The 26,936-nt window shown below is 56.8% G+C and carries 28 protein-coding genes; 11 read left to right on the forward strand and 17 right to left on the reverse strand.

Annotation, left to right across the window (positions count from 1 at the left end):
* Positions 1–176: 176 nt before the first annotated feature.
* Entirely contained in the window at positions 177–317 is a 141-nt protein-coding gene (locus ABEA12_RS07770; protein ID WP_210100905.1) for a hypothetical protein, read from the forward strand.
* A gap of 612 nt (positions 318–929) precedes the next feature.
* On the opposite strand, the gene ABEA12_RS07780 is transcribed toward ABEA12_RS07770, so the two are convergent.
* From ABEA12_RS07780 to ABEA12_RS07815, 8 genes are all read right to left on the reverse strand, one after another.
* Entirely contained in the window at positions 930–1,361 is a 432-nt protein-coding gene (locus ABEA12_RS07780) for a hypothetical protein (RefSeq protein ID WP_210100904.1), read from the reverse strand.
* A 401-nt stretch (positions 1,362–1,762) separates the two neighbouring features.
* Positions 1,763–2,236, reverse strand: a complete 474-nt coding sequence (locus tag ABEA12_RS07785; protein WP_210100903.1) for a hypothetical protein — start codon at positions 2,234–2,236, stop codon at positions 1,763–1,765.
* 766 nt (positions 2,237–3,002) lie between these two features.
* Positions 3,003–3,446, reverse strand: a complete 444-nt coding sequence (locus ABEA12_RS07790; protein WP_345467484.1) for a VOC family protein — start codon at positions 3,444–3,446, stop codon at positions 3,003–3,005.
* Between the two features lie 68 nt (positions 3,447–3,514).
* Complete coding sequence (locus ABEA12_RS07795; protein ID WP_425571755.1) at positions 3,515–4,120, reverse strand: DDE-type integrase/transposase/recombinase; 606 nt, start codon at positions 4,118–4,120, stop codon at positions 3,515–3,517.
* Positions 4,121–4,215: 95 nt separating this feature from the next.
* The gene (locus ABEA12_RS07800) at positions 4,216–4,701 is read right to left on the reverse strand and encodes a transposase (RefSeq protein ID WP_210100901.1); all 486 of its coding nucleotides are present in this window, start codon (positions 4,699–4,701) and stop codon (positions 4,216–4,218) included.
* An 883-nt stretch (positions 4,702–5,584) separates the two neighbouring features.
* Positions 5,585–6,712, reverse strand: a complete 1,128-nt coding sequence (locus tag ABEA12_RS07805; RefSeq protein WP_345467503.1) for an MFS transporter — start codon at positions 6,710–6,712, stop codon at positions 5,585–5,587.
* 434 nt (positions 6,713–7,146) lie between these two features.
* Positions 7,147–8,334, reverse strand: a complete 1,188-nt coding sequence (locus tag ABEA12_RS07810; RefSeq protein ID WP_210100900.1) for a hypothetical protein — start codon at positions 8,332–8,334, stop codon at positions 7,147–7,149.
* Positions 8,327–8,854: an RNA polymerase sigma factor gene (locus tag ABEA12_RS07815; RefSeq protein ID WP_210100899.1), complete on the reverse strand. Its 528-nt coding sequence runs from the start codon at positions 8,852–8,854 to the stop codon at positions 8,327–8,329. The genes ABEA12_RS07810 and ABEA12_RS07815 overlap by 8 nt, the downstream gene beginning before the upstream one ends.
* 739 nt (positions 8,855–9,593) lie before the next feature.
* Here ABEA12_RS07815 and ABEA12_RS07820 point away from each other — a divergent pair.
* The 3 genes from ABEA12_RS07820 (at position 9,594) to ABEA12_RS07830 (ending at position 12,147) form a co-directional block, all read left to right on the forward strand.
* Positions 9,594–10,118, forward strand: coding sequence for a hypothetical protein (locus tag ABEA12_RS07820; protein ID WP_210100898.1), 525 nt, complete (start codon positions 9,594–9,596; stop codon positions 10,116–10,118).
* A 684-nt stretch (positions 10,119–10,802) separates the two neighbouring features.
* Positions 10,803–11,588 carry an alpha/beta fold hydrolase gene (locus tag ABEA12_RS07825; protein WP_345467506.1) on the forward strand — a complete coding sequence of 262 codons (786 nt, stop codon included), beginning with the start codon at positions 10,803–10,805 and terminating at the stop codon, positions 11,586–11,588.
* Positions 11,581–12,147, forward strand: a complete 567-nt coding sequence (locus tag ABEA12_RS07830; RefSeq protein ID WP_210100896.1) for a TetR/AcrR family transcriptional regulator — start codon at positions 11,581–11,583, stop codon at positions 12,145–12,147. Before ABEA12_RS07825 ends, ABEA12_RS07830 begins: the two co-directional genes overlap by 8 nt.
* A gap of 674 nt (positions 12,148–12,821) precedes the next feature.
* On the opposite strand, the gene ABEA12_RS07835 is transcribed toward ABEA12_RS07830, so the two are convergent.
* The gene (locus ABEA12_RS07835; RefSeq protein WP_210100895.1) at positions 12,822–13,325 is read right to left on the reverse strand and encodes a hypothetical protein; all 504 of its coding nucleotides are present in this window, start codon (positions 13,323–13,325) and stop codon (positions 12,822–12,824) included.
* 1,089 nt (positions 13,326–14,414) lie between these two features.
* The gene (locus ABEA12_RS07840; RefSeq protein ID WP_345467509.1) at positions 14,415–15,365 is read right to left on the reverse strand and encodes a DMT family transporter; all 951 of its coding nucleotides are present in this window, start codon (positions 15,363–15,365) and stop codon (positions 14,415–14,417) included.
* A gap of 71 nt (positions 15,366–15,436) precedes the next feature.
* Between ABEA12_RS07840 and ABEA12_RS07845 the strand changes: the two genes are divergently transcribed.
* Complete coding sequence (locus ABEA12_RS07845; protein ID WP_210100893.1) at positions 15,437–16,366, forward strand: LysR family transcriptional regulator; 930 nt, start codon at positions 15,437–15,439, stop codon at positions 16,364–16,366.
* 137 nt (positions 16,367–16,503) lie between these two features.
* Here the strand turns inward: ABEA12_RS07845 and ABEA12_RS07850 are convergent, their stop codons facing one another.
* The 3 genes from ABEA12_RS07850 to ABEA12_RS07860 form a co-directional block, all read right to left on the reverse strand.
* Positions 16,504–17,316 (reverse strand): PhzF family phenazine biosynthesis protein, encoded by an 813-nt coding sequence (locus ABEA12_RS07850; RefSeq protein ID WP_210100892.1) that lies wholly within the window; start codon positions 17,314–17,316, stop codon positions 16,504–16,506.
* A 249-nt stretch (positions 17,317–17,565) separates the two neighbouring features.
* A complete protein-coding gene (locus ABEA12_RS07855) occupies positions 17,566–18,042 on the reverse strand; it encodes a GNAT family N-acetyltransferase (RefSeq protein ID WP_210100891.1) in 477 nt (158 codons plus the stop codon).
* Positions 18,043–18,319: 277 nt separating this feature from the next.
* Positions 18,320–19,123 carry an arginase family protein gene (locus ABEA12_RS07860; protein ID WP_345467495.1) on the reverse strand — a complete coding sequence of 268 codons (804 nt, stop codon included), beginning with the start codon at positions 19,121–19,123 and terminating at the stop codon, positions 18,320–18,322.
* A gap of 266 nt (positions 19,124–19,389) precedes the next feature.
* Here ABEA12_RS07860 and ABEA12_RS07865 point away from each other — a divergent pair, with 266 nt between their 5' ends.
* The 3 genes from ABEA12_RS07865 (at position 19,390) to ABEA12_RS07875 (ending at position 21,218) form a co-directional block, all read left to right on the forward strand.
* A complete protein-coding gene (locus tag ABEA12_RS07865; protein WP_210100889.1) occupies positions 19,390–19,857 on the forward strand; it encodes a nuclear transport factor 2 family protein in 468 nt (155 codons plus the stop codon).
* The gene (locus tag ABEA12_RS07870) at positions 19,858–20,457 is read left to right on the forward strand and encodes a TetR/AcrR family transcriptional regulator (protein WP_210100888.1); all 600 of its coding nucleotides are present in this window, start codon (positions 19,858–19,860) and stop codon (positions 20,455–20,457) included. It abuts the gene before it with no gap.
* Positions 20,458–20,825: 368 nt separating this feature from the next.
* Complete coding sequence (locus ABEA12_RS07875) at positions 20,826–21,218, forward strand: hypothetical protein (RefSeq protein ID WP_210100887.1); 393 nt, start codon at positions 20,826–20,828, stop codon at positions 21,216–21,218.
* Between the two features lie 41 nt (positions 21,219–21,259).
* Here the strand turns inward: ABEA12_RS07875 and ABEA12_RS07880 are convergent, their stop codons facing one another.
* Positions 21,260–21,643, reverse strand: a complete 384-nt coding sequence (locus ABEA12_RS07880; protein ID WP_210100886.1) for a hypothetical protein — start codon at positions 21,641–21,643, stop codon at positions 21,260–21,262.
* Between the two features lie 351 nt (positions 21,644–21,994).
* Here ABEA12_RS07880 and ABEA12_RS07885 point away from each other — a divergent pair, with 351 nt between their 5' ends.
* The gene (locus tag ABEA12_RS07885; protein ID WP_210100885.1) at positions 21,995–22,375 is read left to right on the forward strand and encodes a hypothetical protein; all 381 of its coding nucleotides are present in this window, start codon (positions 21,995–21,997) and stop codon (positions 22,373–22,375) included.
* Between the two features lie 241 nt (positions 22,376–22,616).
* Here ABEA12_RS07885 and ABEA12_RS07890 read toward each other — a convergent pair whose 3' ends face one another.
* Together ABEA12_RS07890 and ABEA12_RS18650 are read right to left on the reverse strand one after the other, a co-directional pair.
* Positions 22,617–23,012: a hypothetical protein gene (locus ABEA12_RS07890; RefSeq protein ID WP_210100884.1), complete on the reverse strand. Its 396-nt coding sequence runs from the start codon at positions 23,010–23,012 to the stop codon at positions 22,617–22,619.
* Positions 23,013–23,236: 224 nt separating this feature from the next.
* Positions 23,237–23,572 carry a PadR family transcriptional regulator gene (locus tag ABEA12_RS18650; RefSeq protein ID WP_210100883.1) on the reverse strand — a complete coding sequence of 112 codons (336 nt, stop codon included), beginning with the start codon at positions 23,570–23,572 and terminating at the stop codon, positions 23,237–23,239.
* Positions 23,573–23,796: 224 nt separating this feature from the next.
* Here ABEA12_RS18650 and ABEA12_RS07895 point away from each other — a divergent pair, with 224 nt between their 5' ends.
* Positions 23,797–24,165 carry a hypothetical protein gene (locus ABEA12_RS07895; RefSeq protein ID WP_210100882.1) on the forward strand — a complete coding sequence of 123 codons (369 nt, stop codon included), beginning with the start codon at positions 23,797–23,799 and terminating at the stop codon, positions 24,163–24,165.
* A 147-nt stretch (positions 24,166–24,312) separates the two neighbouring features.
* On the opposite strand, the gene ABEA12_RS07900 is transcribed toward ABEA12_RS07895, so the two are convergent.
* On the reverse strand, positions 24,313–25,269 hold the full coding sequence (locus ABEA12_RS07900; RefSeq protein ID WP_210100881.1) for an abortive infection family protein: 957 nt from the start codon (positions 25,267–25,269) through the stop codon (positions 24,313–24,315).
* Between the two features lie 345 nt (positions 25,270–25,614).
* On the opposite strand from ABEA12_RS07900, the gene ABEA12_RS07905 reads away from it, so the two are divergent.
* Positions 25,615–26,214, forward strand: a complete 600-nt coding sequence (locus ABEA12_RS07905) for a recombinase family protein (RefSeq protein WP_210100880.1) — start codon at positions 25,615–25,617, stop codon at positions 26,212–26,214.
* The last annotated feature ends 722 nt before the right edge of the window (positions 26,215–26,936 follow it).

The raw sequence follows: 26,936 nt of genomic DNA on the forward strand, positions 1-26,936 counted from the left end.
TTGGTGGAACGTCCCGAGGAAATGACGAGTTCAACGGCTCCTGCCTTGAACTCTTCGGTAAATTTACGGCGATTCGACATGAAAACAATTCTCCTAAACCCTGTCTCAAATCACCATACGGGCGCAGGTTCATGACCAGTGCGGAAGAAACAAAGCGAGTAGGCAACCGAAGCCTGATGGAATCTCTGCCTGGGCTTGGACTCACCATGGGTGCAGGGCTAGGGCTCGTCTTTGCCGGCGCTCCAGGCCTCGCCATGGGCGCCGGGCTGGGCCTGGTGGCGGGATCGATCGTTTGGATGTGGTATCGGGAGTCGTGACACGAAGGAGAGTGATCCTTTGTGTGTTTCACCCGGTATGTTCAGCATCACGGGACTTTTCAAGCCAAACGGTGCCAGCGTGAGTTAGAAAGCCTCTTTTGCGACGGCCCCAGCTGGTTGGTTAATCCACGCAGGCCCAGGCAGAGCCAAGATCTTGGCGTCGGTACTGCTGGTGAATCGTTCGGGATGCTTCGCCCTGGCCGCAGCCAGCGTGTTGGAGCGCTTCTGCGCGACAACGTCAGCGTGCCCGTAGTGCGCGTTGCCCAACAAGCCCACGCACAAAATATCATTGCAGCCGTCCCTTGCTGCTGCGACAGCTAATTTTGCTGGCGATAGTCCGCGCGGATTTACTGGTTGCATCGGTTGTCGCCAATTTTCGAAAGCGGGCAAAGCCGGTCATCGGTTTCACAAGTCCGCTGGCCTTATGCCGAACCATAACCAGCTACCGACTCTACGTGCTACTGAGCCATACGTGTCATGCCCCGGTGGCGCATACGTTGACACCGTTCAACCCTGACACATAGGGTAAGCGCAACCATCCTCGGAGCAGTGAGTTGGGGTGAAACGGTGCCCAATCCAATGGTGACTCATCGATACTGGTTCGTGGGCTCTTCAACCTTTAGCTTGGTGTCTTCGTACCATCACAGCGATCAGTGAGCTGGTTCCCCCAACGACCCCCAGGACGACGGGGATCAGATAGATCAGCCCCTCAAGTCCGCCACTGTTGAAGTCTGAATCTGCGTACCGTCCGATCACCATCGTGGCCACGATCACCTGTACACCAGTCGCACCAGCCAGGGCGATCGCTCCCCAACGCGCTGATTTCCAAGCTGCGACCGTGATCGGCAGCACCGCGGCCATCGACGTCCAACCGATCGGCGCCCAAAACTCGACATCGGCGGGTGCTCCATCGGCGCCCATGGGGCCGATCTCACCGGTTGCGGTACCTAGTGCTACCCAACCTGCCGCGATCGAGATGGCCACAGCAATGACCGTCGCCGCCCAGATAAGAAAGGTGGGGTCTGACCGAGGAGAAGTGTTCATGTCGCCGACGCTACATGACCTGGATCACGGGAGACTGGAAATCAATCCCAGTAATCAACCGTGTGTCGCAGGAGTGGGGTGTACAAAGGTTCCTGGACAGGTTCTCTCCGACCAAGGGATCAGTGAATGCCCCCTGAGCTTGCCCTGGTAGTCCGGACAGGTGATCTGAGAGGAGACTCCACGGTGACAATGAGTCCTGCCTGCTCGCAGCACACCCATGTCAAAACCCTGCAACTGAACCAGCCCATTAGTCATTGGCCTTATCATGTTCTTCGGCGACCCGGACCCATGGAGGGACGTCAGCCGCGGCCGCTGGGCACGCAATCGAGGTTGCGAGACTTTGTAGCGCCAACGTTCCGGAGCGGAAGGTCTTGCGGTGCAGTTGGTTTAGTCAGGGAAAACTAGTCCGTAGTGGGTGTCATGACCCATGCTCCGTCATGCTTCTCTGCGTTCCAGGCCCGGTTGCTTTCATACTCGATAGGGCGTGATTCGCCTTGGCAAAAATCGATTGCCGATCTTTCGACAGAAATACGACTGACATTGTTTTGGTCAGAAAAGAGCAGCCACTGCAAGGAATCCGTCGACGCCGTATCAAGATTCTGGACGTCCTTGGCAAACGGCTCTGGAATCAGGCTCGTGTCACTGTAGGGGCAAACAATCAGAACTGTTTCCCACAGGGGAATGGGTGCCCCGGCGTCTTCTCCCCTTGGAAGGGAGAAGGTGCCCTGTGCATTGTCAGCGACACTTGCTAGCGACTCCTGGTATCCGGAATTTTGCGCGCACCCGGTCAGAGAAACACCGAGGAGTAATGACACAGCAAGAAAAGCCCCTGCGGTTGGGAACTGAACTGGTTTCTTGTCCTGTCTAGGTTTCATGGGACCATCTTGTCGTACGTAGCTGAAAGCTACATGCCCATATGCTCTTTGACCTGATCAATGCCATTTGGGGAACGGCTAATTCTGTCAGTTCCGCGAGAGGATAACCTAGAGGAACGAGCGCCCCTAAGCGGAACCTTCTGCGGGAACAGTTGTCCGTGGTTTTACTTCAGTTAGCATTCATCACAGAGTGTGAGTCGCAGATGTTGCGCTGGGACACGAGCTCATCCGAGCAGCATTCGGCCAATGAGGATGACGGTTCCAGAGACGGCTACAAAAACGCTGAGAACGGTCAACAGGAGGAATTTGTGCCGACCCGGCCGGCATCTACCGAAGCGGTACCCCATGAATGCACCTACGAAACACAATGCGAGCATGATGAGGCTCGCTATGATTATCAGTCCGTAGGCCGGGCCGTCACAGGATACTGAATCTGAAGTGCAACTGCGAAATGGGCCCCCTCTGCCACTCGAGTCCGAGCTCCCGGCCGAGAACAATATGAGAAACCCTAAAAATTGATGCGCTGGCAGCATCGCTAGATTTATCACAGTGGTCGCTGCAACAGTCACCCACATGTTTCGTGCGGGTCGCACCGCTGATCCGGAGGGCATTGGGTCCGGCATGTCGTCGACGACTCTATCTATCCCCATCTGTCGACCATAAACGCCATACAGTTTGATCCCAAACTGGGGATTTCCCCTAGAAACCAGCACCTGGTCAGTAAACCAACGTTCATCGAAGAGGTTTTTCTTGCTGAAGGCGATCACTAGATTCTGGCCTCTGGCGACAGGAATTCAAGTCGGTTGCCATGGTTTTCCCAAACATAGAATCTACGCATACCAGGGAAATTATTGTCCCAGTCAACCATGTGTCCGTGACTCTCGATTCGACGAGATAAAGCATCAATATCACCCACAAAAATACCGGGATGGGCCTTCTTTTGCTGAAGGAAATCTTCTTCGACACCCAGATGGATTTCCAGATTGTCAGCTCGGACCCATAACCCTCCTCGGGCTGCCAGTGCCGGGGGGCTGGAACTTGTCAAATCAAATGAGACATAATGGTGGTCGTTAATGAATCGAAGTCTCGGCTCTTTTTGCCGGGTCGTTGATCGCCGCCTTGATCGGTAACGGCGGTGCGGCTGGACGGCGGGCAAACCGTTCTGGGTGCGCGTGATACGCCCGGTCCAAGGTGATCTGGCGTCGCTCACGCACCGCGCCAGCGGTGCCGTAATGCACACTCGCCGGGGTGTGATAAACGATCCCCGAGTGCCGGTGCTCATGGTTGTAGTAAACGGTGAATCCTTCCATCCAGGCCCTCGCCTCGTTCACCGAGGCGAATCGTTCGGGGTAGCCAGAGGTATATNTCCACCAACATCGATGCCAACGCCTTGGACGTCATCGCCACCCCACCATCGGCGTGCAGGTAGCCCGGCGGACGACCGCCGGTATCGGCGACGATCTCCTTAACGAGGTCCGCGGACAGCTGCCCATCCTCGATTATTTCGACCCTCCATCCAACGACATAGCGGGAGAAAATATCGAGCACCACGTAGGCGTGATACCAGATTCCCTTGGCCGGACCACGCATTTTCGTTATATCCCACGACCATACGGAATTGGGTTCCGTGGCCATTAGCTCGGGTATTTTTCGAGGCGGGTGGGTCGCCTGCCGCCTGCGTTCACCACCCATCTTTGCATCCGCCAGGATGCGATACATGCTGCGCTGAGAGCACCAATATCGACCCTCATCTAGTTCGCGGACATAGACCTGGGTTGGTGAAAGGCTCGCGTAGTCCTCGCGGTTGAGCACGGTCAAAACTTCTGCCCGTTCGGCTGGTGAGAGCTCCGCTGGGTGCTGCGCCTTGGGCCAGGGACCGTGCATCCGCGGCTTGGGGCTGGACTGACGGTGATGGGTAGCCCGGGAGCGGCCCACCAGCTTGCAGGCCTTGACCAGGCCCAGATGCGGGGTCAGCTCCACTACGGTCTCTGCTTGCCACGATTTGTATTCGGTGCCGGTGATGACGCGTTCTTCGACGAGAGAGATTCCAAGAACGCGACCCCTTTTCCCAAAACGTTAAGAGCCGCATCCGAGGACACTAGCTGGTCGCGGGTCCGCTCGTGTGAGGCCCGTTCGGCAGCCAGCTCTTTGGTCAGCTGAGCGATCTGAGTCTGCTCGGCCGAGTTCTTCGGCCGGCCTCGGCGTGCCGCCGGCTTCTCTAGCTTGCCCGCATCAAATGCAGCCCGCCATTCTTGGATATGGGAGTCATAAAGCCGTTCGCGGCGCAGTATCGCGCCCTTGGATCCGTTCGGTGCCGAGTCGTATTCCTGGACGATTGCCCGTTTGAACTCGGTGGTGAAGGTCCTGCGTGCTGGCCGGTCCGAACGTGGTCCCTGCTCCGGCTGCTCGTTGTCCTGGGCGATTGAATCCCCGGGGTCGAACCCTGCTGGTGTGGATGTGATCATGGCGTGGTTTCCCTCCTGCCTTCAGCCTCTATTCTCGTTCAAGAAGCGGTCTCTAACGAGTCTGGCTGATAGGGGGCTTCTGGACCTCTGGAAGGCCGAGAACGCCTATATAGATTTCCCTGCATTCGTCCTCGCCGCCTACTGGAAGGGCCAGCTGAACTTGGTGCAATGCGAGTCCGAATTCTGTCTGAGCTGGTGGGGATTCCTAGGGTTCTAGTATTGGTATGAGCTCTCCTTCATGAGGGACGTTTAGGATTCCTGTCCAAATCTACTTGAGTGGTCAGCTGCGCCGAACAACGTCATAAGGAGAAGCCCGAGCCGAACGCATTGCCTATCTTTTCACGGCAGATCAAGGCATCACGCCCCGGAAGGACTCCGTTCGAAGAATCCCGGGCATACAAGGAAGCAATCTCCGCTATCAGGAAACGCCGTCAAACCGAAGGTAAGGGATGCGGGACCTACTACAGGAAAGGCAACCCTGACCGGAAGGATGCGCGCTTACAAGCAAGCCGCCGGACGAGACCGCCGGCCGCGCCGGGACATGGATGATGGACTGCAGCAGAGTCGTGATCGGGGTCCCCGGTACAGACCCTAAAAGCGAGCCTTATCAAAGTGATGGCCACCAGCGGTCATCATTGTGGCTGGTGGCCATCAGTGTTCCGACAAGAGGACGCAGGTGATGCGGTATGCCTGCCGGAAATTCAGGGAGTGGTGAAAGTCTACTAGTCGGGGTGGTTCTTATCCCCACAGCGCTGATGTGCGACGGTTGACGACTTGATTGCAGCTGGTGCTTCTATGACGCTCACGTTCGTCCGGAGGAGGAACCCCCAGTGGGGCGGTAGTAGCTGAAGAAGGAGCCGAATCTGTGCACTTGAGTCGATCCTTAGCCTTTGGCTCCCTTCGTAAGCAAGTCAGGAAGCCGATCGTCATTCTCCCCAGCGCTGGACTCATTGACGACCTGCCCAAGCCGCAAATGACGGATCGAAGGCAGTAGGAGTGGCAGCAGTGCCGCGACGACGAGAATCCCCGACATGAGGCTCACCATGACGCTGTTGCTGAAGTATCCACTGAGCAACCCGAACAGTACGTAACCGATCGGGACGGGGAGAAGCTGCCCGAACGTACTGATCGAAGACAGGCGTGACTGCAAACCTTCCGGAATCTGTTCTTGGAAGAATGCCGACCAGGACACGATCGAGATATCTAGGGCAATGCCAGCCAAGACGGCTGCACCGACGATCACCCAGATTGGGGCAATAAAAGCCAGGGCCACCAGCGGCAGCGCCTGGGTCGCCAAGCAAAGAGATACCGTGAGGCCCACTCGCTGCGGTCGAACCGCCACGGCGACCAGTGAGCCTCCGACCAGTCCGAAAGCAAAGCCACCGCTGATCATTCCCCAAGCGAAGGCCCCACCGAGGGATGAGTGGGAAACAACCGGACCGAAGAGCTGGAATCCCACCAACCACATCAGGACCGTGACGGTGGACTGCGCCACCATGATGACGTACCAACGCCTGGCGCTGAACTCCTTCCAGCCCGTTCGGAATGCTGAAAGCGCAGAGGCCTTGCTTTTGAGCGGTTGGGGCAACCGGATCGAAGCGAGAAAAAAGACCGACAGCAGGAACGTGGACGCATTGAACGCCAGTGCCCATCCCGGGCCGATCAGGGCGACAACCAGACCACCAAGTGCCGGACCGAGCACCTTTGCGACATTCAAGGGAAGCCGTAGTACCGCATTCGCGGCCACCCGTAGCTCTGGAGGAACGAGCTGGACGATTGAACCCTGGGAGGCGGGTTGGAAAAAGGCCGAGGCCACGCCCAGGAGAAAGACGGAGGTAGCCAGCATCCATAGCTCGGCTACGCCGGTCAGAATCAGGATGGCTATGGCCACCTGAACAATTCCGGAGACTGCGTTCGCTATGACCATCACTCGATCACGGCGAACCCTGTCGCCCAGCACGCCGCCAACGAGAAGTAAGAGCACCTGGGGAGCGATGTTGAGGGCGAGGATGAATCACAGCCATTGGACCCCGCCTCCTGCTTCTAGTGCGGCAAACGCAACGGCTATGGGGGCCGCGGCCGAGCCGAGTGAAGAAATGACCCGTCCGGTCCAGAAGCTTCGAAACTGCCGGTGACGTAGGACGGCAGAGGCTTCTTTGAGGCTTTGCATGGTTCGGGCGACTCCACTGGTGGCTTCGTGTCATGGATCACCTAGTATGCCAGCGCCTGGGGTGTGATGTTCCTTGGCGCTCAGAATCGAAGGAAACTAAACCAGAATCAATGCAGAGTGTTGTCACAGGCAGAAGCCTTTTGCGCTGGGATTTCATGCCTGTAAGCGGAACCCTGACCGACCAGTTTTCCATGGGCGGCCATAAAGCTACAAGCTCCATTGTCCAGCAGCCTTGTACCAATGTGACCGATACAAGTGCCCGGAGGGTGCGTGCTCTACTCCGAAACAGCGATGTAGCGCACGATTGTGTCGTGCTCATAGTCCCCGTCGGTTAATGGGTTTCGGTCTACATGAAATTCCTCCACGTAGTTAGTGGCGCGGCCGGATTCCGGATCGAACATCACCATCGTCTTATATTGGCCACCGTCACTTGCAGTCTGGACTCCAAAGACCAAGGCGTCGCGACCCCACCTGTCTTTGCTCGTTCCCAGCACTTCGACGCCGCTGATTTTTTTCATCGTTCGGATCAAGGCCTCGCTTTGCTTCTGATCGAACCTCCAGTCAGCCATCATGAATCCCATAGTCTGGATGAAGCCTTGAGCTCCGTCACCTACGGCCGCGTTGTTGGCCTGCTGATTGTCGCTGATCTGCTTGTAAAGCTTCTCAGGGGAGTCCTTGGGACCACCTGGAAATATGCTTTCCATCTTTCCAGAGGTGAAATCGATGGTTTCCACGCTGCCGGGAACCATGTTTTTTTCAAACGGTGGAATCTTTATAGCTTCGCCAGTACTGGAATACGGCTCTCCGATGGTTTGCTTGATACTGCCGGAGCCATCTGCCGCCCGTCTGATCTCATTCATGGTCGGGATGGAAACTCGATTATCACTCACCACTTCAGTGGTGGTGATTTGCTCGCCAATGTCACCGTCAGCCACTATTGGTTCGGCATGTTGCTCGGCGAGAGGGAAAAAGACGTTGCCCGCTTCCCAGAGTTCAACATCAAAATATCCTGGTTTGAAGTTGGCCGGATCTGGATTCGCCTTTGCCGCTGCGACAAGCTTATCGACGGCTTCCTGAACACTGAGGGAGGTCGCTTTAATCTCTATTGGCGGCAATGGCGCAGCAACTGCCTTACCGTTTCCACTCAGCGAAGATCCTAGGGGAACAGCGACGAGAACACCGGCCGCGACAGCCGCGAGAGTTCCCAACACCCACCGGCGAGTGTGCTTTTGTTTTCCGCCGAGCTTCACGATGTGAGCGGAAGCTGGCCCAACTTGCATTGGTTCAACAGATTGACGTGCCCGTTCATCCACCTTCCGTGTACCTGACGAATCGGCCAGGATCGAATTCAAATCACCCATGGCCCGGTCATCAAGTTCCGCAACTTCACCGATGGGAAAGGGATTCGCGTAGCGAATACTGGAATCCAACTCGCTGTCGCCCTCAAAATAATGCTTAGGCATGGTGAACCTCGCTTCGTAGGATGTGCTTAAGGGATTTTCTTGCGCGACTGACTCTGGCCCATGCTGCTTCCGGAGTGCAGCCCAGGATCTCGGCCAGTTGTTGTGCAGTTTGCTCTTCCCAATACGTCAGATACAGAACCTCCCGCTCCGCACCGCGCATTTTCAACATTGCCTCGCGCAAGTGGACCGCATGATTTTCACCCGCAGGATGCTCGGGGTCCTGCCGTAGCTTCGCTTCGAGAGCCGCGACTCGAAACTGTCGGCGGTATTCGTTGCCTAGGAGGTTTCTGCAAGTTTGATACAGGAAGGACAACCCCATGTGTTCGGTTCCCCCAAACTTGCCCCACGCAACCCGAAAAGTGTCACTGGTGAGGTCGCGCGCTGTTTCGTGATTGTTGATCCGGCGTTCGGCATAAGCCAGAACCAGCCAATAGTTTCGTCGATAAAATTCGGTAAACCGTTCTTCTTGTGTACTGGGGGATGAGCCTTCGTCCTCCACCAACTCTGCGTTGGTCTGCATAGTCCTCCCTCGACCCGGTTAGTCATTCACCCTATCTATTTCCGGATCCACTCCTTTCCTGACAAATCATGGCGGGGCTCCATGGATCGCGTACAAAGGACTCATGACTTTAAGGCTGCGCATCTGGTTCAGGTCACAGATTTTTCAAGCATTTGAACTGGCGTATCCCCCGTGGAGCTTGGGCATCGCCACAACTTAAGTCCTCGGCGACGTGGGACCGCTTCACCGGTCTGCAGTAACTAGCCAGGCCAGTACCCAGAGCGAGACTGCTTCTTTCAGCTGGTTAGCGTCCAATACGCCGGATGCCACTAGCCGTCTTGGTTCCCATGGACCCGTGAAAGTCTGGTGCACGACTCTGGGTCATCCGATGCGAGTGCTGTTGTTGGGCTCGGCAGCGCACCAAAGTGTTCGTATGACGTGTCTTCCTCGGGTCATGCCGCGGCCTGACATGTTTTAGCTGTGGCATCCGGTGGGGAGTCGAAAAGTTTGTGAATTTTTATGGATGCAAGCTCTTTTACGAATGGTTGCGTAAGAGAGTCAATAGCAGGGCCCACTTGGGCCGAATTCCTGGTTTTGTGACTTTGCGGCGCTGACGTTCCGGACAGGAACCTTCGCCAAGATGCTCAAGTTCGGACGGTAGTAGACGGATGAGGGAGCGCACCGGGCGAGTCAACCTCCACTCGTAGCGACACGGAGCGCTTGTCCATTGGCTGGAGCCACGTTGGCAATAATGGTCTGCATGATCGAACTTGAACGGTTGAGCATTCGAGTCCCGAATAAGTACCAGTCAGCAGGGTTGGGCGTTGCCGGTTTGATGTTGTGCGCCGGCGTCTTGACGGGGTGCTCCATGGTCCGGGACTATTCAGAAGATACCTGTGATGGACGCAAGCCGGTTGATTCCCTGGAACAAGCCGGGAGGGATTTGGTGACTGCCGTCTATGCGGCCGATAGAGACGGGGTATGCCGAGTTACTTCACCCTTCCCCGGCGGGGTCCTGGACGATGCAATGGTCGCTAAGACAAAGGAAATTTTGGCAGAACGAGGCATCACCCCGCAAAACATCAGAGTGGTGGTCGGGGAGCAGCTTGGAAGCGGGATGACCGTTCATCTGACGAACGGTAGCCAGAGCGAAGCGCACGTACTCAAGGTAGACGGGACCAGGGTTCGTGATGACGGATTCACTGTTGGTCTGCCGCCAGAGTTGTACCCCGAGGTGCTTGATCACCCGGCATCGCAGTCTGCTTCGACAGATCCTGCTCCCTAGCAGGGTCAGCACCGTTAGGGAACGCTCTGCGGGAAGACAATTGCGCACAGATCGGTAACGACAAGTAGAAGCCATATCCGCGTTGTTGTTCGAGCCAAAGTAGCTAATACTTTGGCTCGAATGTAGAGCCATTATGATTCTTGGACGTGATGTCCTGGATGGCATGGAATTTGAATGCCCCGAAAAGAAAATGGAACATGGTGGACTCTTCGAACGTAACCGGCAATGCGGGCTGGTGGATAGCATTGGCGCTTGTGACAGCTGGGCTGGCCGAGACCAAGGGGCGTCGCCGCTGGACGTGGTTTCTCCTTGGCCTATTTCTCGGGCCGATTGCTACCGCACTTGTCGTCATCTGGGATCGCCCGTCCATAGACCAAAACCGCTAGGTCGGCTGGGTTACTCGACCGATGTAGTTCCAGAACGGCCTCATTGCATAGTTCCGTAGTCCGGCCCGTTCGTGTTTGGAAAGGAACCTCTTCTGGGATGTCGAGATACGAAATGATGAATCTTTGGCGTTACATTTGCGCGGCAAGCGTTGGCCGCTTGGGTGCCTTTGGCTGTTCCCCGCCGACGCTTCATGAGGCTGACGAGCAACACTGGACTTCCGTAGCTATTGCAATTAGCCATAAGGCTAAGTAGATTAGCCATATGAAAAAAGCATCTTCACCAAAATACCTGCATGGCGTGAACCAGGGGAGAATCGCCTACGACGTCCAAGGATCAGGGCCGCTTCTTCTTCTGGTTCCTGGGATGGGTGAACTACGCTCCACCTACCGCTTCCTCACCCCAGCACTTGTCGCCGCCGGTTACACCGTTGCCACGACCGATCTTCGGGGCCACGGCGACAGCGATGCCACATTTACCAGCTACGGCGATGTAGACACAGCAGAGGATATTGGACGGTTGCTTCGAGAGTTGGGTCGCCCCGCTGTCCTTATCGGCAACTCTATGGCTGCAGGTTCGGCAGTGATCGTCGCCGCCGAGCATCCGAAACTCATTAACGGACTTGTCCTCATCGGACCTTTCGTTCGCCAGCCAGCGACGAACGCCGTTGAAAACTTGCTCTTCCGGATCCTGATGGCCCGCCCCTGGGCAGCAATGGTGTGGAAGGCTTATATGCCCACTCTCTACGCCGGCACCAAGCCCTTGGACTTCACCGAATACCGCCAGGAAGCCATCAAAAGCATGAAACGACCTGGCTACCAACGAGCGTTTAGCCGCACCACGCGCACCGACCACGTCCGCGCCAGCGAATGCCTGAGCGCAGTCAGATCCCCAACCCTGGTGCTCATGGGAGAGAAAGACCCGGACTTCAAAGACCCCAAAGACGAAGCCAACTGGATTGCGAACACACTGAACGGTTCCGCCGTGATGGTTGCCGACGCGGGGCACTATCCCCACTCGCAACAACCAGAACACACCTCCGCGGCCATCCTCAACTTCCTCAGCCCCCTGAACGACCATGCCTAGGGCCGGATTGGACAGGACCGCAGTTATTGCCCGAGCCGCCCTGATTCTCGACGAGCGGACCTCTGAGGGCTTGAATCTTGCCGTCTTGGCACAGAGCCTCGGAGTGAAACCTCCCTCGCTGTATAAACACATCGAGGGTATGCCCGGACTTCGACGCGGCATCATGCTTCTTGCGAAGCAGGACTTGGCACGCGTCCTGAGACACGCAGCGATCGGACGATCCCGCGATACAGCTATCGGTGCACTCGCGCTGGCCTACCGCCGTTGGGCGTTGGAACACCCCGGGCAGTATCCGATGACGATGCAGGCTCCCGTGAGCGGGGACGACGAAGATGCGCGAGAGTCTTCTGCGATCGCCGATGTCGTTTTTGACGTCCTGACTGGCTACGGCCTAGGTGAAGACGACGCTGTGGATGCCACGCGTTTTCTCCGGTCCTCGCTCCATGGCTTCGTGGATCTTGAAACCAGCGGCGCTTTCGAGCTTCCCGTTGATCTGGAACGCAGTTTTGCCAAACTGACACAAAGCATCGTCATTTCCCTGGCCAATTGGGCAGACTGACACGGGGTATTGGGTTTCCAATGGATAGTGTCTGGCCGTCTCCAGAAGGAAGAGTGATCGGACAGGTTTGTGCTGATTTGGTTCGCGGAGGAAATTCAATGAGCACCCCGGGGCAAGGCTGCCCCAGTCCGGCGGGTCTACGGGCGGAGGGGGGGTGGCGTCTATTTTTTGGGCACGCCTCTTCCGAAATTGAATGCCACCTAGTACAACCCAGGCGAGCGCCAACAGAACGAAAACGAGCCCACGCCACAGTTCATCGGTACCTAGGTCCCAGACTCCGAGTAAGAAGAAGAGCGCTGCTGCGATAAACGCCAAACGGGGGCTGATCGTTGTTTTCCACATCTCACCATTCTCCTTCAGAAAAGCCCATTAAGGCTTGGATTTCAGCGTCAGATTTCACCGCCCAGAATAAGTCCCGGCAAACGGCCGGCTTCATGGCGGCTAGTATCCCGCGGGCGGAACGTCGTCCGGTCATGCTTTGTAGCGATGACCATTTTGTTCATCCACTTGGTGTTTTACTTGCGATAGGAGGCGTCGTTCCGTTGCTTTCCAGTGGTTCGAGTCTTGGCACACCGCCCGGTCACGCAACTCAGTGAATGACGCTTCAATCGTGTTTTTCCCTTTTTGAAGACCTTGCACTGATGGTGTTTCTTATGTGCAGGAAGGAACCGGTATCAAGGTGAGGGTGGGGCGTCCACCCCGGTCGCGAGCATATTGCTGCTGGCGATGGTGTTGCCTGTTTCTAGATCGTAGGCGATGAAATTCTCCGTGTCATCGGTGTAAGGGGCTTCTACCTCAAGCTGACTGACGACCGTGACTGAGCTTGGCATAGCTTCATCCCCCATGTTGGAAGGAGCCAGGCGGAGGGTTCTTGAGGTTTCAATGGAGTCATCAAAGTCGGGGATCTGATGTTTCCAAGCTTCTTTACCATTAGCGCTCCAGGCGTAGATGTCGTTGCCGACTAGTGCGACGACGTGTTTGGGAGTGATCAGTGGTTTGTTGCGGCCTTCGACTTCATTGGTCCATATGCCTTGTAAGAAGTTGTCGCTGGAAGCTGGCGCGGGGATGGCAGGGAAATCGTTCGACGGTTCTGGGGGTGGGGGTGCTGCCTCGGTGTCCACGCAGCCGGTAAGTGCCAATGTGGTCAGGAGTGTGATGCTTCCGAAGGTGCGCCTCATAGCGAACGGTCCTTTCCTGAGTTGACTAGTATTCCCTTTAGGGTAAGGGATCGGAGGAGGAATTACTCGAAGCGTGGTGTGAGTAGCGGATGGAGGTCCGTAGCAGGGGCTGCTGGGCCCTGAGATGAGGGTTCAATGCGTTGTGGCACTGGCGTTCCGAAGAAGAACCCTGACCGGACATAATTTGGTGGGAGTCCAAGGCGCCGCTATTTCCTGGGGGATTTCTTCGATAGAACGAGCAGGCTTCCGAGACCAACCACGAGGCTGGCCAAAGCCGAAGCGAAACCCGCCGTTGCCAGGTTCTCGCTCCAGGGCGCTTCCGCACCCCAGGCCACTATGACGCCCATGAATGAAACGATCATGAGCCACGCTGCCATAGCCGCGATAAGTGGTTCCCTCCGCCGGCCGACAGATTTTCCCCACCAGGTGCCCAATGCGGTGGTAGTGGCCAGAAGCGCCAGGAGGAAAAGCGCAAACAGGACCCAGTAGACAATGGACGGTATCGATTGACTGAATACCGTGGGCAGCGCGTTGCCCAACAGGGACAGCGCACAAAATATCAGTGCAGCCGCCCCCGCCGCTGCGACAGCTGATTTTGCGGGCGATAGCCCGCAAGGATTTACCAGTTGCATCGGTTGTCACCATATTTCGAAAGCGGGCAATTGCCGGTCACCGGTTTCACAAGTCCGCTGACCTTTTGCTGAACCCAAACCAGCTACTCACTCTACGTGTCACGGAGCCATACGCGTATTTCCCGTTGCGGCTCCCGCGCTGGAAGCGCATGCCCGCAATGGGAACCTTGAGCGGACAATATGGCTATCGGCGGATAGCAGTTTTACTTCATCTGGACAGGTCCCGGGGCCTTCCGGTGGCTGATGTTCTTTCCTTCGGAGACGTCTCGAGAAATTCGTCGCTTCTGGGGCCGTCAAAAGGTGCGTAGAACGCGGGCCACGGCCTAAGATTTCGGCCAATGTGTCTGAAATGCCGAGGGTGCCTCGTCCCACCGTGTGCCACGGAACGTGACAGGTAATGCGGGGGTCCGGTATAAGGCAGGAAATGTCCGGGTGTGTCGCCTCCGCCCAGGGAGGGTCAGTCGTCGGCGGTTTCCCGCCCCGTCGGTATTGGGAACTTTCGGGGGAACGGATTGCTTCCGCGCCAACGCTGTTCGGCGCGTGCACCCCACCAAGTGGCAACGAGGAGCACTGCGGCACCCATGTATCCGAGTGTGCCAATCTTGTCTCCGGCGAGGAGCACTCCAACGAGGAGCGCCCATCCTGGTTCCGTGCCCAGAAGCATGCCTGCACGTGACGCCGAGGTGTGCTTCGTTGCCCACAGCTGCCCTAGAAACGCGAAGATGGTGCAGCCGAGACAAAGATAGGCAATGGTGAGCCAATTCGCGACGCTAAAGCCAGGGAGATGCTCCAGCAGGGAGTTTCCGCCCCACGCAGCGAATATGACCGCGCCGAACATGATCTCGACCGTGGTCAATCCCAGCACGTCAGTGTTCCTGCCGACGGTAAACCGTGCCTCGGCAACACCGAGCAGAGCCCGCGTTGCTGCCGCAACGAGCATGAGCCCGTCGCCTAGGTTGAACCCGGAGAAGCCTTGCCCGCCCACGAGCAGCGTGATGCCGATGAGGGCAAGCAGGATGCTTGCGATCAGGGAGGGTGAAAGCCGTCTTTTGGTGAGTGTGGATTCGAGTATCGGGGTGAGGAGAATGGACAGAGCGATGATGAGTCCTGCGTTTGTGGCACTTGTGAGCGTGACGCCGATCGTTTCCATCGCGATGGTCGCCGCGCGGAGGGTTCCAAGCAGGATGCCGGGGAGTGTCGAGTCACGGAGTCGAACTTTTGGTCGGGCGAGGTTCACACACAGTAATATCGCCGCTGCGGGTACGAAGCGGGCACACATCACCGCGGCGGCTGACGAGGCCACCGCCAAGTCTTGGGTTGCGAGATAGCTGCCGCCCCACATTATTGCGACGATCAGGAGTATTAAGTCGGGAAACAGGCGGCGGGCCGAAGGGGGAGCGAAGGACATCCTTTTACTGTAGGGAGCCGATTCGTACAGAACAACGGGCACTGTCTTCAATATCCCGTAAGCTGGACTTCATGGAAGTGCATCATCTCCGAACGTTGCGAGAGCTCAGGGACCGGGGCTCGGTCACTGCTGTGGCTCAGGCGCTGCACCTCTCCCCGTCCGCGGTCTCCCAACAGCTTGCCTCGCTGCAACGGGGAATCCAGATTCCCCTGACTGAGCAGAGGGGCCGCGTGCTGGTGCTCACGCCCGCGGGGGAACGCCTTGCAGATGCCGGAAGCGAAGTGTTGGAATCCCTCGCACGCGCCGAGAATTCAGTCCCCGAGTATCTCCTGGCACGTCGAGAGCCCGTTTCGGTCACCGCTTTTCACAGTGCCGGACTAGCCTGGTTCCCGGCGCTTATCGCAAGTAGTCTCAGCGATTCCGACGGGCCGATGGTGCGTTGCCGGGACGAGGACGTATCGATCAACGGTTTCGTTGATTTGGTCGGCGACCATGATGTGGTGATCGCCCACCGTCCGCTAGCCTCAGATCCTTGGCCGACCCGCAGGGTGCATGTCACACCCGTGCTGCAGGAACCGATCGACTTGGCGATCCACCGGGAGCATCCATTGGCTAAGCACGAGACGGTGTCCCTGGCTGATCTGGTGGGGGAAACTTGGGTGGCGGCGCACGAGGGCTTCGCCTTGGAACCACTCATTGTCCAGGCGATGTTTGCCACTGCGGGCACCCCGATCCAGATTACGCATCGTGTGAATGAGTTCAATTTGGTGGCGGCAATTATTGCCAAAACCCGCATGGTAGGCCTGCTGCCTCGGTACACCGGACTGATTCCATATTTTCGGGAGCATGTGGTGCTGCGCCCGATTAAGGGCCTTGTCCTGGGTCGGCACATCGATATCCTGACGAGGCCCGAAGCACGAACCCGGGTGAGCACGCGCACCGTGATCGACCGCGTCATCAAGATTGCCGAGGAGACCCGCAGTCTCTCAGAGGGAAGCTAAAGCGACCCCTCCCCAGCTCGCTACCAAGAAACACCATGCGGTACGCAGCAGTATGAAAACGGGTGTTGCTGGCGGGACACCCGAATCATGTGGCTTTCCTCAGTCCAAGTGTCGAGACCTGGCCTCAGGCGTTGGGTTTAGCGGGGAAGGAAAGCGCTGCCCTCCATGAAACGGACGCAGCGACCCGTCAGCAATGTGCGCTCACCTTCGAAGTTGATCCGCACGGTTCCGCCCCGGGCCGATGCCTGTCTAGCGAGCATTTCATTCTTGCCGAGTCGTTCGGCCCAGAGGGGAGCCAGCTGGCAGTGGGCGGAGCCGGTGACGGGGTCCTCGGATACGCCCGCTTCAGCACCGAACCAACGGGAGACCACATCGTATTCGGTTCCCGTGCCCGCGGCGGTGACAATCGTCCCGCGAACCGGCAGTGCGGCCAAAACCGAGAGATCCGGGGAAAGATCGATCACGGTTTGGGCGTCCTCAACCATATAGATCAGGTCGGTAGCTTGCAGAGCCTCAGCCACGGGGACACCAAGCGCCTTGGCGATGTCGGGGTTAATGGACACCGGCACGGGAATTTCGGAGGGGAAGTCCATGGTGTATTGGCCGTCGGTGGAACGGGTCACCGAGAGCCAGCCGCTGCGAGTGTAGAACTGCAGCTCCCTGGCCTCGGGGTGCTCGTCGTCAAACAGGTAGGAGGCCGCGGCCATGGTCGCGTGCCCGCACAAATCGACTTCAACGGCAGGGGTGAACCAGCGCAAGTGGTATGCCGGGTGGGCGGGGTCCGGTGCCTGGACTCCGTTGGGCAGGTTCTTCACCAGGAATGCCGTCTCTGAAAGGTTATTCTCCTCTGCTGCTTGCTGGAGTACCCCGTCCGGCAGCCACTGGGGCAGGGGCATGACGGCGGCCGGGTTGCCCTCGAAGAGGGCATCGGCAAATGCATCGATCTGCACGAGAGGAACCTTCACGAAATTACTCTGCGTTCCTTGGCTTTCTTCGCATGTTGTTGCTGATGGTGTGCTGTGCATGGTTGCTTCCTTTCGGCCCGGGTTCACCGCCATCTGGACTTTGGGGCGCAATCGTCCTTTGGTCCTCAAGACTCAGGGCGCTCTGAAAGGCAGGCTGCAGGGGCGGGATACGGGAGTGTGACTGGCTAGTTGGTAGGGGTGGATGTGGGGCGGCTGCTTATCTGGGCCTTGCAGTCATGCCAGTGTGTAGTGGTCTAGCCCTTCCTGCTGGGTGGCCAACTGGAATCCGCGGCGGGTGAGCAACTTGGCGGAGACGGTATTGGCCGGGTCAACACGGGCAAGGAGTTCCTTGGTTTTGTAGACCTCTGGAATTGTGGATAACGCGCCATCAAGCATGGCCCCGGCAATGCCACGGCCCCAGTGGTCGGGGGATACCCAGTAACCAATCTCAATGCCCTCTTCCTTGCGGGTGGAGACCACGACGCCGACGGATTGTTTTGCTTCGGTGGCCAGAAACCAGCGAGATGTTCCCACCATGTCGAGCGGGTCTTGCTGGAGGGCTGCGCGGATGCGGTCCTGAATGGTTTGTTCGTCCCATGGTTGGCCGTCGCCAATGAATCGGGTCACTCGTTCATCGGATGCCATGCCAGCAAAAAAGACCGTTTCTGCCTCGTGAAATGGACGCAAAGTGATCGAGGGAGGGGGCTTCATGGTGACCTTTCGGAAGGGGCTTTGTACTGGGATCGCTTCAGGAAACGAAAGAATTGCACGCTAAGATCAGCTGGTGGGGAGCAGGGGCCTGCGACTTTACTGGGCCTGGCGGGGCGTTGCTGTACTAGGTGTAGTCGCCGGTGAGGTTGATGTGTTCCCAGCTCATCCCAGCGGTGAGCGGTAACGATGTCATCGAAACCACCCGGCGGACACTAGATCCAAAAGAGTTTTTTGGCACCTCTTTCTCGGGGTCCATATGTGGTTCGTCAAATGGCAGCTATGTAAGGTGCTGAAAGGTCTCCACGATGAATTCGATGCTCAACCGCTCGGGAATGTTGGGGTCGCCTGCTTCGAATTCAGCGAGTTCGACGCCTCGGATGCTCTCGGTGGGTAGTGCTGCGAAGATCGCCGCGACGTGGCGGGGCAGCAATCCTGAGGGGATCTTGTAGGCGGCGGGAATGTATCCGGGTTCCAGCACATCCCAGTCCACGTGGATCCATACTGGGCGGTCAGCCACCAGTTCTTGAACAGCCTCGGGGGTGGCATGTTCTGGTGCCAAGATGCTCACTCCGGCATTTTGAAGCATGGCCCGTTCGTCGTTGTCGATGTCTCGGGCGCCGATGAGGATCACGTTACGTGGGTCCACTGTTCCACCGTGGCCGGTGTCCCATAGTCCGCAGGCACCTGCCAGTGCCATGCCGCCAAGGTAGCCCGATGCGGTGGTGTCAGGGGTGTTGAAGTCGCCGTGAGCGTCGATCCAGAGGAATGCAGCTTCGGGGTGCTTGGCTGCCGCCACAGGCAGGGTAGCGATGCTAGCCGCGCAGGTGTTTGTGACCAGCAAAGGGATTTGGTGATCGTCCAAGACCGATCGCGTGATCTCGGCGAGTTCGCGCAGGGTCTCATTAGCGTTGTCCAGGGCTTGCCGCCAGTCGTCCTGGGCTGCTGGTGATGGCTGGCCGATGATGGTTGGTTTGGTTGACAGGTGTTCGGCCAGAGCTTGTCCGGCGTTTCGTGCCCCAACGAGGGCTCCATCGGTACGATCAGCGACACGGCCCTGATTGATAATTACGTGGTAGTTCAAGCTGTTCCTCATTTTTCGTTCAAGAAGCGACCCTACATTGGTCAACTTATCAAGAACACCGTGTTGACCTGAATCTGGAAGTAAGTGAGCACTGAGAATCCGTCATCGTGACGCCCCCGCATGGGATGCCGCGCAGGACGCGCGGTCCGATTGGCCCTTATCGTAAACAAAGAAAGTGAAGCGAAAGGGGCTGACCCGACCGGTCACCATTTGTACCATATGGTACGTTGTGTACTGATCGGTAAAACTGTTTAGGAGCCCATCCAATGTCCCGTCCACCCCTTCCTCCTTTTTCCCGCGTAAGCGCAGTACAGAAGGTTCGCGCAGCTGAAGATGCCTGGAACATGCGTAATCCCGAAAAGGTTTCAATGGCGTACACCGAAGACAGTCGGTGGCGAAACCGTGCGGTATTCGTTACAGGTCGCGACCAGATCGTTGAATTCTTGACTCTCAAATGGCAGCGAGAGCGAGAGTACAGGCTGATCAAAGAGCTATGGGCCTTCGATGGAAGTCGCATTGCCGTGAGATTCGCATACGAATGGCATGACCTAGGTGGCCAGTGGTTTAGGTCCTATGGCAATGAGAACTGGCTGTTCAACACCGACGGGCTCATGGCGGAACGGCATGCAAGCATCAACGATGTTCCCATCGACGGGTCCGAGCGCCTGTTCTTGTGGGATCAATCCGCTCCTCGCCCGGCCGACCATTCCGGACTCAGCATTTTGGGTCTGTAAATGGCACGCGTAATAAAGGAACGTGCAGACACTATTGCCCAGCTAGCTGCGACGTTCCGCACTTACGGATTCAACGGGGCAAGCCTCTCTGTCATCTCAGAGAGTACGAGCCTTGGAAAGGGCAGCCTCTACAACTTCTTCCCGGGTGGGAAAGATGAGATGGCAGAAGCTGTCCTCGACGAGGTATCGGATTGGTTCCGGCTCCACATCAATGAGCCGCTAGCCGCCGCTGGAAATCCGGCTGCCCGAATCGAGGCAATGTTCACCTCATGCGAAGAGTACTTCTCATCTCACCAGCTCGTCTGTCTCTTCGGCGCTTTTGCCCTTAGCCACGAACAGAAACGCTTCGAGGCGCAGATCTTCCGCTACTTCGACGACTGGGCGGCCGCGCTGACGACGGCGCTCCAAGACGGCGGGTGGCCGCGACAGGAAGCTAACGCGCTAGCGCTTGACATTATCGCCGGGATTCAAGGCGCTCTTGTGATCGCGCGCGCGCGCCACAACCCATGCACACTCAACGCCTTATTAATGAGACTCCGACTCACTATCGCCTTCGAATCAAGGGCGCCGTTCCCTACTGAATCCAGAACACTGTCTTAGGGAAGGCTGCAAACCAAGAGCAGGCCAGTTCGAACCACGAAAACGGACGGTGGAGCATCTCGTAGGTTTCGTATGCACGGTCCATACAGAAGCGTTTTAGGAATATTCCGCTAGGGGGTCGGCAGCCGGGCCACTTGGCTCAAAACGAGGCTTCAGGGCTTTGTAGCGCTATCGTTCCGGAGAGGAAGGGGCCGCGGGACAGTGGAATCGAGTTTCGCTTGCAACGTTCACCTTCTTTTCTGATTCTCCGTCGCTGTACTGGCCGCTCCTGAAATCCGTCCATCAAGCTTGCCCGCAAGGAAACTGGCACGCAATGCGAGGAACTGGCACGATACTTGCCCTGCAGCGATAGTAGGTGGATGGTTTCAATGCGTAAAACAATTTCTCCCGTAATTCTGTACGAATCATGGAGCGAGGATCCCGATGATGATGAGTACCTCTGCGAGAGGATTTTTTGGAATGACGCATTTGGTGCGGAGGGAAGCACCTGGGCCACCGTTTACGAGCTCACCGTCAGGGAGACAAGCCTCGGAACCCTCTCGGAAGAGATAGCGAACATCTTCTATGTCAGGGTTTGTTCCCCCAGCTTCGTGGATTCCGACCATCGGTTCAGAGGCAGGTGGAGGGTGGAAATCGACGGCGTAAATGACGAAGAAGTCAGCAGGAAGATCGTTGAGTACGTCGAGGGTACAAGGGGTGTTTTCCTCTTCAAGTCACCAGTGGAGGTTCTCGCGACTGAGCTTTACTGCGAGGAACGGTAAGAGCCAGGACTCTCAGTGCCTACCGTTCCACGAGGGAAGTTTCACCGGGACTGCAAAGCTTGCAAGTACGGTCCTTCGGTGTCACTGAGCAGGATCTCCGCGCGGGGTGAATCCTCCATGACACCGAGAATTTCCAGAGACAGGTAGAAGTCGTGGCTTGTACCGGCGCTGGTGTGAAGATCGGTGATCAGGACACGCATCTTGGTCTCCAGCGTGGATTGCGTTGATTCGGTCCAATCCGGAATTACCCATGCCCCCCAAAGTAGCCCCCCACCAGAAGTATTCACGACTTGCTGCAAACCATCCGCTGAGAAGACGAGGGTTTGTAGCTGCATGTTGTTGACATAGGTGCACAACAGCTGGGGTTCTGACTGGAGGACCTCTGATTCGGACCAATCAGTCCAATCAAAACCGATCTCAAGCATTTTGTATCCCCCTGGATTGTGTAAACGGATATGCTACTTGGCTGCCCACGTCCCGTGCCTGCCATCTGAGCGCTAGTGGACCGCGCGGTTCCAGCTCAACCTGCCCCTTTGCCGAATAGGGAACCTTGTCTGGGACGGTCGTCTATTTTCGAACGGTCCTCCAAAGGCAAGGAGTGGGCAGTCTGGGTTCCTTCTAGGCGTGTAGAGGAAGAAATTTGTTGCCGAAAGGACGCTTGGATTCTCCCGTGTTCAACACTACTTTTGGGTAACGTTTTTTTGATACCGAGCAGGTGGCGCAAACAGAATGATAGCGTCAAAAATATGGAACGATACTCGTCAGGCGTATTAATCATGACCCTTCTTACGGCTTTCCTAGTCTCGGGATGCACCCCTCTTGATCAGCCCGATAGCGAATCCCCACAAGCCTCTTCCTCTAAGGAAGAGGCTCCCAAAGCTATGAATGATCCGGTCTCCGGTACCTACACGGGCACACAAACTATTCAACTGGGCCCTCCGCCCGAGGGTGCGAAGCAAATTTCCGTAGAACTCGGCTGCATCGACGCTGGCACCCTTCTCCTACAAGACGGCGCAAAGACGATCTGCACAGAGAAGGGGAGTGAAGGGGCGGCGAGCACTACGACCCTCACAATGGCACCTGGTCAAGACGGAGTAGTGGTGAAGACCAACGACCCCACTGTCAGCTACAAGGTGAACGCCTTCTATAAGAACTAGGACGATAAATTGGCCGACCAGATGAACAACGAGAACTGCTATTTTCAGAACCCGTTGACCTGATTGTCCAAGGTTTCTGCACCGGAACTTCGCGTCCGTACGTCGAACGGTCTGCGGGACACTGACGTGGGTCAGACTTTGACTTGTCCCAAGATGAGGTAACGGTGGGGATTTTTTGGCTGGAAGGTGTTGGGGTTTTTGGGCCAAAGCGTCCCTTCTCGAACTAGATGGGCTGAAGTGTTTAGCGAGATAGTAAGCCATTGTTGTTCATCGGGAAGCTGTCGAGAATGCTGCCTGATTTGACGTCAATGATGGCCACTGAATCCATCGACATGGACGGGTCGATGGTTACGCTGTAGCGCTTATCTGAAACCAAAGTAACTTGCATCCCAGTGTCCCTTGCGCGGTCAAAAGCGTCGAGCACATTGTCGCTGGCCGTATTCACAATGAGGGTTTCTGGCGGAAAATGTAGTGAATCCGGTTCAATGGAAACGCTCTTTTCCTGAGTCGCATTGCCTGTGATCGATTGCTCTGCGTGGGGATTTTTCTGAACCGAAGGCAGGATTTCGTGGATGCCAACGGCGGCACCGCTGACGATAGTCAAGCCCATTGCGAGTATGCCGATTGTTGATCTCATGTTTATCCCCCTAGTTGCGTGCGATGGCGTCTTGCTGGCGCGCTCAATGATGTCGTGGATTCTGGCTGTAGTTGATGAGCGCAGGGCTCCGATTAGCAGTGCGGACCGCGGGATTTCCAGTTCTGCGCAGTCTCGCAAGTCCGCCGCCCACTGCTCCCTACGAATCGCCCGGGACTTCGCCGGACTGAGGGCAAGGCATACGGCGAGGACCAACTTCTCACACTTCACGCCGTGCAACCCGCATTCCCGAGTCCCACGGGTGAAGGTTTTGCGTACGCTGGCTGATCTTTGGTGCGTTGCATCTCCACGTACGCCCACGCGGAAGGTCGTGCCTCAGCAATCAACTTGTAGTAGCGGCGGCGCGGACCCTTTCGTGATTCCTCTGTATCCCAGTCGCCGACAATCCACCGCGCAGTCTCAAGTCGATCCAGAATTGGATAAATGGTTCCCGGCTTCTTCCCCGTATCCTTGACGATTTGCAGCCCCCAAATTCGATCTGTAGATAGCAAAGCTTCAAGTACCAGGGCAGTCGCCGGCGTTACACGGCCCAAATAATCCATGTTTACTAATCTAGCTATATAGATTTAGAAGTCAAGTTGCGGCGTGAAAGTCCTTGGCCATCAACTTGTCTGTGATGCGGAGTGGTGGTGCGCGGCACTTCCTCCCGCATTCCGGAGAGAAATAGGCCCGACCCCAGACCGGAAAGATTAAGCATGACGGCTCGGCGACGCTCCATCATTAACCGGCTTTTTAGGGAACCTCCACCGGGACTGTTTCAGGAGTGATGGATAATCAAGCTATTCGTATACGGGAAGGACCGGAGCAGATGAAGCTAATGGCGATGACGCCCGCGCAAGCTTTGCTTTGGTTGATTCCAGGCGGACTAGCGGGACTGGCATTACTCGTCCTCTTGGCCTTTACGACGCATCCAGCGATGAGCATGGCCATCGCGACCCTGGGGCTAATACCGTCGTTTGTCGTGGTTTGTTGGGGAACCATCAAGTTCCGCAGCTATTACGAGGTCCAACGCACTCGTACCGACTATCTAACGATGGTCAACGCCACCTTGATTCAATTGGTGGCATTGGCATTCTCGGCGTTTCTATTTGTTCAGCTCCTGGAAGCGATTGATCACACCACTATCCAGAGTTGAGGCCGAGGCGAACCCCGACTGACGATCCCCAAGCCAAAGCATTCCGGTGAAGGAACGTCAAGCAGGACTATTTGTTCGTATGGCACCCCGGCGGGAGCTATACCTATGACACAAGACACCACGTGGAGAGGGATAATGCTGTGTGGGTCACCCGGCAAGAAAGCGTGTCAGCGCGTGGGCGGTGTCAACGGCGAGAAGCGCATGCGAAGGTTCCAGCCCCGCGGGATGCTCTGCTTTGCCGTGGCCCGACCCGACTTTGTTCCGGAGTTCGCCCAGGTTCTGTACGAGGGATACCTGACTACTAACAAGCTTGATAAGCGCTCCATCTTTGGTTCCAAGAGCTTTGTCAATACTTTTGTCAGCGAGCAGGGGACGCAAAACCTTCCACCAGTCGCTTAGTTCGGGGGCAGCTTTCTGCGGCGTCACGTTGTGTTTGGCGGAGAGCGCTTGGAACGTCGCCTCTACGATTTCCTTGGAAGCGCCGATCGCACTCGAGATCTCCGCTCGTGTTCGGCGCACACGCATTTGCCGTAAGTGACCGTCAATGACCGAGTCTGCGACTAGTCCGCGCAAGTGAGGCCAGCCGCCTGACGCATCGCGTATCGCTGGCGCGATATCTTCGTGTTCTCCGAGATTGGCGAGAGCCTCTGTAAGTATAAGTATTCGCTCTTTGACGTCGGCGTTGAGTTCTTTTAGTCGCCGCTCAGCTGCACCGGTTTCGTCGCGTTCCGCTGTTAGCTGCGGAGGAGTGCCGAGGTTTCGGTAAGTTTCGAAATGCTCATCGGTGAAAGTTCGAAGAGCCGCATCATTAACATCAGTGATCCACTTATAGATCTTCTCGAAGGCGCGGTTCTGCCGATCGTCAATGAACATCCCGACGGCAATCTCGTGGTCACGTCGCAATTCCGTGCCCATCCGATCACCTAACGATTGTCTTTGAAGGTCGCTGAAGAGCTCCTTGACGATCTTGTCGGAGGCCTTCCCCTGTCGTAAGTAGAAGGGCACGGCTTCATGTATGAAGACCAGGTGTTTTACTCCCGATCGGACGAGCGCGCGCAGTCGTTTGATGCGCTCTTCACGGAGCCAATCCTCGTTTACGGTCACCAGGTAAGCCTAGCTTCGAAGAGGCCGGAGGTATCCAATCAGCCTTTCGAGGACAGTCGACCGACGACTTCGGCGATGATTGCCACAGCCAGCATTTCCAACCACTTAACTTGACCTTCACTCGATCGTTCCAAATCGATCGACCACATGGAGGTCGCGGGCAACGGGAATTCCTAATAGGGAGCGTCGCATAACAGATCTCCGAAAAGTGTCCCGCAAGCCGGTCCACTACCGACCACACATCTCGCTGACATGGAACGTTGCGGGTACCAGTTCGATGGGGTCCCGTAAGCCCTGTCCGGTGTGGTGACCGGTGCCACACCCACATGTGGCACACTGGGCCGCATGTCTAAAATACTGGTCGGCTATGCAAGGGTTTCTACGGAAGAGCAGGACCTCACTGTCCAGCGTGAGGGTTTGGCTGTCCTCGGAGTTGAGGAGAAACGCGTCTATGTCGATCATGGGTTCACCGGAAAGAACAAGAACCGCGCCGGGTTGCGTGAAGCCTTGGCGGCTTGCCGCGAGGGAGATACTTTCGTCGTCACGAAGTTAGACCGCTTGGCTCGTTCGGTTTTTGACGCCCATCAAATCGCAGATGACTTGGCCAGTCGAGAAGTTAAACTCAATATTGGTGGTTCCGTTCACGACCCCACCGATCCCATGGGAAAACTTCTATTCAATGTACTAGCCATGATCGCCGAGTTCGAATCTGATCTCATCAGTATGCGCACCCGCGAAGGAATGAGGATTGCAAAAGCCAAGGGCCGGCTCCGCGGGAAACAGCCAAAGCTCTCCGTAAAGCAAGAAATTCACCTTGTCGACCTGCATGCCGCCGGTGAGCACACCATGGGTGAGATCGCCGAGCTGTTCTCCGTTGGCCGGTCCACCGTATATCGCGCGATTGAGCGCGGAAAAAAGCGGGCGTACCTGCGAAATCACTCTTAGGCTCTCTGTAGATGGCTACGTCCATCCCGTACAGGGTCAGTGAGAACCGCACCGGAGCTGTGCGCCGCATGTCGACCGCGGCCAGTAGTTGGTCCCGGTACGCGAGATAGAGCAGTAAGGTCCTGGTGATGATTGGATGCATCCTTTGGTCGGGGTCGGACGGAGAAGGCAACTACGACTCCTGGTAGGAGGAAACATGTACTTGATGCCTGAGATTCCATTCAGGAAGGGACTTGAAATTATCACGCTCGTGGTGCGTTCCTTCTTCCCACAGATGCCGGATAGGGCGCTCACGCGCAAGCCTCCGGTGGGTATCAAAACTCGACTTATCCGTGTTGCGGACCGGGCGGGGGGGACCACTGATCCGAAGCGCCGCAAGGCAGCCCTGTGGGGATCGTTGGCGCCTTGGGGTGGACGACCGAGGTGGTTCGTCGACCAATGAGACGCAGCCTTCATCATCATGGCCGCACGAAAGCATGTTGTCACGACCCTTCTATCGCTCGCGACTTTTGAGGTAAACCATGCATTCAAGGAGTTCCTCCGAGTCGGCGGAACCTACTCCTGAGACAGTCATAAAAGCTGGGCGCAAGCACCCGCGTAGTGCCTCATGTCAAGGTGCACGCCAAATGACTACCGCATGCCTCACCAAAAATGCACGCGAAATCGGGTCATGCGATTCGAGTCTGGGACTGGGTTTTCAGGGCGGCTAGCCGTATGAGTTC

The organism is Paeniglutamicibacter antarcticus (genome assembly GCF_039544305.1).
GTDB lineage: Bacteria > Actinomycetota > Actinomycetes > Actinomycetales > Micrococcaceae > Paeniglutamicibacter > Paeniglutamicibacter antarcticus_C.

Excerpts from the sequence above, each read along its gene's own strand:
- ABEA12_RS07770 (WP_210100905.1), top strand. The coding sequence starts at position 177 with ATGGAATCTCTGCCTGGGCTTGGACTCACCATGGGTGCAGGGCTAGGG.
- ABEA12_RS07780 (WP_210100904.1), bottom strand. The coding sequence starts at position 1,361 with ATGAACACTTCTCCTCGGTCAGACCCCACCTTTCTTATCTGGGCGGCG.
- ABEA12_RS07785 (WP_210100903.1), bottom strand. The coding sequence starts at position 2,236 with ATGAAACCTAGACAGGACAAGAAACCAGTTCAGTTCCCAACCGCAGGG.
- ABEA12_RS07800 (WP_210100901.1), bottom strand. The coding sequence starts at position 4,701 with ATGATCACATCCACACCAGCAGGGTTCGACCCCGGGGATTCAATCGCC.
- ABEA12_RS07810 (WP_210100900.1), bottom strand. The coding sequence starts at position 8,334 with ATGCCTAAGCATTATTTTGAGGGCGACAGCGAGTTGGATTCCAGTATT.
- ABEA12_RS07815 (WP_210100899.1), bottom strand. The coding sequence starts at position 8,854 with ATGCAGACCAACGCAGAGTTGGTGGAGGACGAAGGCTCATCCCCCAGT.
- ABEA12_RS07820 (WP_210100898.1), top strand. The coding sequence starts at position 9,594 with ATGATCGAACTTGAACGGTTGAGCATTCGAGTCCCGAATAAGTACCAG.
- ABEA12_RS07830 (WP_210100896.1), top strand. The coding sequence starts at position 11,581 with ATGCCTAGGGCCGGATTGGACAGGACCGCAGTTATTGCCCGAGCCGCC.
- ABEA12_RS07835 (WP_210100895.1), bottom strand. The coding sequence starts at position 13,325 with ATGAGGCGCACCTTCGGAAGCATCACACTCCTGACCACATTGGCACTT.
- ABEA12_RS07840 (WP_345467509.1), bottom strand. The coding sequence starts at position 15,365 with ATGTCCTTCGCTCCCCCTTCGGCCCGCCGCCTGTTTCCCGACTTAATA.
- ABEA12_RS07845 (WP_210100893.1), top strand. The coding sequence starts at position 15,437 with ATGGAAGTGCATCATCTCCGAACGTTGCGAGAGCTCAGGGACCGGGGC.
- ABEA12_RS07855 (WP_210100891.1), bottom strand. The coding sequence starts at position 18,042 with ATGAAGCCCCCTCCCTCGATCACTTTGCGTCCATTTCACGAGGCAGAA.
- ABEA12_RS07865 (WP_210100889.1), top strand. The coding sequence starts at position 19,390 with ATGTCCCGTCCACCCCTTCCTCCTTTTTCCCGCGTAAGCGCAGTACAG.
- ABEA12_RS07870 (WP_210100888.1), top strand. The coding sequence starts at position 19,858 with ATGGCACGCGTAATAAAGGAACGTGCAGACACTATTGCCCAGCTAGCT.
- ABEA12_RS07875 (WP_210100887.1), top strand. The coding sequence starts at position 20,826 with ATGCGTAAAACAATTTCTCCCGTAATTCTGTACGAATCATGGAGCGAG.
- ABEA12_RS07880 (WP_210100886.1), bottom strand. The coding sequence starts at position 21,643 with ATGCTTGAGATCGGTTTTGATTGGACTGATTGGTCCGAATCAGAGGTC.
- ABEA12_RS07885 (WP_210100885.1), top strand. The coding sequence starts at position 21,995 with ATGACCCTTCTTACGGCTTTCCTAGTCTCGGGATGCACCCCTCTTGAT.
- ABEA12_RS07890 (WP_210100884.1), bottom strand. The coding sequence starts at position 23,012 with ATGAGATCAACAATCGGCATACTCGCAATGGGCTTGACTATCGTCAGC.
- ABEA12_RS18650 (WP_210100883.1), bottom strand. The coding sequence starts at position 23,572 with ATGGATTATTTGGGCCGTGTAACGCCGGCGACTGCCCTGGTACTTGAA.
- ABEA12_RS07895 (WP_210100882.1), top strand. The coding sequence starts at position 23,797 with ATGGATAATCAAGCTATTCGTATACGGGAAGGACCGGAGCAGATGAAG.
- ABEA12_RS07905 (WP_210100880.1), top strand. The coding sequence starts at position 25,615 with ATGTCTAAAATACTGGTCGGCTATGCAAGGGTTTCTACGGAAGAGCAG.